This is a genomic window from Bacillus sp. B1-b2, from assembly GCF_009183415.1.
In the GTDB taxonomy this organism is placed as follows: Bacteria; Bacillota; Bacilli; order Bacillales; family Cytobacillaceae; genus Niallia.
In genome coordinates, this window is the sequence record NZ_WEHU01000063.1 from 1 (window position 1) to 3,214 (window position 3,214).

Sequence of the window (3,214 nt, forward strand, 5' to 3'; positions counted from 1 at the left end):
AAAGTCCGCTCGACTTGCATGTATTAGGCACGCCGCCAGCGTTCGTCCTGAGCCAGGATCAAACTCTCCAATAAAGAGTAAGATTAGCTCATTGCTAAACTCTAGCTTTTGTATTACTTGTTTTCGTTCTATAAGAACGATTATTGTTGACGTTTATTGTTCAGTTTTCAAAGAGCAATACATTCTGTTGCTATCAGAAGCAACTTTTATATCTTATCACAAATCTTTTTAATCTGTCAATAAATTTTTTAAAAGTATTTATTGACTAATTATTATTCATTTGCGATTTGTTGTTTCTATCAGAAGCAACTTTTATATAATACCAACTATTTAAATATACGTCAACACTTTTTATCATTTTTTTAAAATTAATATATGAATCGATATTATTATATCTTTACTCAAGAAATATAAACTTAATCTATCACTCTATAATAGCTACAAAACGCTATTAAGATAATAGTAATTTGTAATTCTTATATGTTAACATTAAACATCATTACTCCATTCTCAACATAATGACTATTTCCTAATGGAAATTAACTCCTTTAAGGTTGTACTTTCATTAATTAACTTCTTTAACACACTAGTCTCTCTCTTTACCCATGGGTTACTTCCTTCCTTATTCATACTAGCTTCATTCACTTGGATAGCCTCTTCTATTGTTATCCAAACGGACTTAAAATCTAAATCTGCTTCATATGCATCTAATTTTTGCATTGTCATAATAGTATTCTTTAGCTCACATAAATAATAATGAAATACCATTTGAAAATAGGTATTCGGTTCAAATAAATCTAGTTGATTTTCTTCCACAATACCAACCTTATCTTTTACTATGCAATTCCTATATCCACTCTCTTCTGCTATTTCTCTTAGAAGCGCCTGGGAATAACTCTCTGAGCCCTTAACACCACCACCAAGAAATTTATAATCTCCCTTATTAGTTTGAATTAATAAGATTTTATCTTTCCTTAAAATAATAGCTCTAACAGCTTCCCTTTTGTATACCTTTTTCTATTCTGCAAAGGATATACCAATAGTTCCAAAAAATATCATAACTGTAACTCCTTCAATTATTCCTTTCTACTATGTTAAACTAATTAATGTTTTGTATTATCACAACTCTAATGAATTCACATTGTATATTCTCTTTTTTAACTTTTAACTAGGTTACATTTAAACATTCCTTCTATATTGATAGATTGCTCTTGACTCATGTTAGTGATATAGCGATGTATCTTTATAAAAAAAAAACATTACACTTACTTACAAGGTTAGCAATCTATCCAATAAGTTAATTTTAGTTTTCAACTCACCTTAAATCCTCTTGAGAAAAGCATGAAGAATTTGAGAATATAATTCAGGTTGATCTCGATGTACCAAATGGCCAGCAAAAGGGATAATAGATATATGAAATTCCTGATTTAATTGCTTGAAAGTTAGAGCTGCTAAAACTTCTATTTCTTGTTTCTCACCAACCATATATATAGTTGGTATCTTAATAGAAGACACTTCACTTGTTTCATTAAATAGGTAAAAATGTTCACTAGTAAACAAGCTAAGTAATGCTTTCCAATCATTATCACCGTGAATTTCATTTAAGAAATGCACAGCTTCTCTATTAGTAGACAATTGCTCATAGGAAGAAGCCTCTTCTTTAGATAATTCATCCCAATTATCAGGTTCTTTAGGAAATATTCCTGAAAAACAGAGAGACTTTACTTTATTAGGATATTCTTTAGCAAAAAGTAGAGCTACTATTCCACCCAATGAAACTCCTGCGATATGACATTGAGTAATATTTAAGTTTTCTAATGTATCATTTATATCCTTTGCACAATGACTAAAATAATGATCCAGTTCTCCAACAGACTTTCCATGTCCTCTCAAATCAAGTCTAATTACTTGATAGTCTCTAGTGGAGAAGCATTGACTTTGCTCTTCATATTCTACATTTCCTGTCATACCTCCAGAATGAATAAGAACTAGAGGCTCACCTCTTCCTGAAATGGTCGTACGTAATATCATGTAAATTCCACCATTCTATTTAATTAGTAAAAACTAGTATAATTACCCGCTGGAATATTTATACAAAACCAATAGATCATATCTATCTTTTGGTGAGAACCTTATGTATAATGAATCTATTTTTAATTAATAAAATTAGGAAGATATTCATAAACCTATGAAACTCTCAAGTAGCTTTAGTCAATCCGTATAATATAAGTTTCATAATATCTAAATTCAATATCATTAACCTTATATAAGTTGAAAGCAGGTTATAGCTCACACAGTTTATAAAGTTGACGTTTATACGTGATAATGCTAATAGTTCTAATATTGATTTTTAAGTATATTAGTACATTGCAATTAAAAGAAATTTTTTAAAATAAGATGTAAATATTTTTTATAACATGTTACAGTCATACCGTAACAATCAGATATCAAATGAAGAAAGGAAGAAGAGCTGATGAAGTTTAGAGTAGAAACCCTTCCACACTATCGCATTGCTTATTTGCGACGATTTGGTACTTATGGTCCTGAAAATAGTGAAGTAATGGAGGATTTAAAAGTATGGGCTAGAGAGAGAAATCTTCTTTCCGAGTCAACAATCTTACTTGCTATCCCTCAAGATAATCCAGAAACAACTCTTTCTGAAAAATGTAGATTTGATGCTTGCATTGTAATAGCTGATGATTATCAAATTGATGGTTCAATTTTTGAAGGTGAAACTTCTGAAGGTAAATATCTTATTTACGAGGTCAAGCATATAACTGAAGATATTCAAGAAGCATACTCTAAAATTTTTTTATTTCTACAAAGTAATGAATATCATATAGACAACAGACCAATTATAGAGAGATTCATTGGTAATATGAACAGCAATTCATTTTGTGAAATATGTGTGCCTATAAAGTAATCTAATTAAAGACTTTTTTACAACCATTTCAAGATTCATCTTTTTGGAGGAATTGCTTTTATTAGATGCTTATAGCTTCATAGAGGTTTAAACGGTTAATATTCGCCTTATGCTACATGTCTAAAACAAAAAAAGATCTAAAAGCATTATGCTTTTAGATCTTTTTGATTGCCTGGCGACGTCCTACTCTCACAGGGGGAGAGCCCCCAACTACCATCGGCGCTGAGAAGCTTAACTTCCGTGTTCGGTATGGGAACGGGTGTGACCTTCTCGCTATCGCCACCAGACTAT

2 protein-coding genes, 2 rRNA genes and 1 pseudogene are annotated in these 3,214 nt (G+C 30.8%); 1 reads left to right on the top strand and 4 read right to left on the bottom strand.

All coding sequences use genetic code 11. The features are described 5' to 3' along the window. The 3 genes and pseudogenes from F9279_RS24645 to F9279_RS24655 all read right to left on the bottom strand — a co-directional run. Positions 1 to 74, bottom strand: a 16S ribosomal RNA gene (locus F9279_RS24645); the annotation flags it as partial. A 448-nt stretch (positions 75 to 522) separates the two neighbouring features. After that, positions 523 to 990, bottom strand: a pseudogene (locus F9279_RS24650) (NUDIX domain-containing protein); the annotation flags it as partial. 330 nt (positions 991 to 1,320) lie between these two features. Then, complete coding sequence (locus F9279_RS24655) at positions 1,321 to 2,031, bottom strand: alpha/beta fold hydrolase (RefSeq protein WP_152116727.1); 711 nt, start codon at positions 2,029 to 2,031, stop codon at positions 1,321 to 1,323. A 442-nt stretch (positions 2,032 to 2,473) separates the two neighbouring features. On the opposite strand from F9279_RS24655, the gene F9279_RS24660 reads away from it, so the two are divergent. After that, a complete protein-coding gene (locus F9279_RS24660; RefSeq protein WP_152116728.1) occupies positions 2,474 to 2,923 on the top strand; it encodes an AraC family transcriptional regulator in 450 nt (149 codons plus the stop codon). Positions 2,924 to 3,093: 170 nt separating this feature from the next. On the opposite strand, the gene rrf is transcribed toward F9279_RS24660, so the two are convergent. Continuing rightward, positions 3,094 to 3,210, bottom strand: a 5S ribosomal RNA gene (gene rrf / locus F9279_RS24665). Between the last annotated feature and the right edge of the window lie 4 nt (positions 3,211 to 3,214).